The 719-nt window shown below is 47.6% G+C and carries 1 protein-coding gene; it reads right to left on the bottom strand.

The window, feature by feature from the left end; translation table 11 throughout:
- Nucleotides 1-44: 44 nt before the first annotated feature.
- Nucleotides 45-665: an energy transducer TonB gene (locus tag R7044_RS25395; protein WP_005484262.1), complete on the bottom strand. Its 621-nt coding sequence runs from the start codon at nt 663-665 to the stop codon at nt 45-47.
- Between the last annotated feature and the right edge of the window lie 54 nt (nt 666-719).

Here is a 719-nt window from a genome sequence, read left to right on the forward strand (position 1 = left end):
GGCTGCGGTCAAACTAAGCAGCGTTGTGATTAAGAATTTCTTCATCATTTGCCTAATTTGAACTCCACTTTTGCGGTTTGTCCGAACTGCTCAATCGACACACCATTTTCAACTTTGGGTTGGTATTTCCACTTCTTCAACGCGCTAATGGCTTCTTTTTCAAACATACGCTTTGGCTCTGCATCGATCACTTCAATGTCTTTTGGACGACCTGTCGTGTCAATCGTAAAGCGCATGATCACATAGCCTTCAACCTTGCGTTTTAATGCTTTACTTGGGTAACGAGGTTCAACTTTATACAGCGGTAACGCTTGTTGATTGCCCATGGTTCCCTTTAGGTTTGGCGCATTAATCGCAATACCATCTAACGCCGTGTTTAACCCAAGCGCGCTGATCGGTGTTACTTGGCTCATCGGCTCAACTTGCGTGTTGGCTTGAGACAGCTCCATCGGCTCTGGTGCTTGAGGTGGCTCTGGCTGCTCTGGTACTGAACGTTGACGACGCTGCACATCGGCATCGTTTTCAACCATGACCATATCAAAACGCACTGCCTCAGACGGTTTTGGTGCGCGTTGATTGCCATTATCGACCATCCACGCCATAAAGCTAAACAAACTCACGGCGATCAATAATGACGCTGGTAACGCAATTAACAGCCTACCCATTAAGGTTTCTCCGCTGCCAGTGCAATGTTCTTCACGCCAGCACCTTTAGCGGCA

The sequence above is a fragment of the Vibrio sp. 1402 genome, from assembly GCF_033340275.1.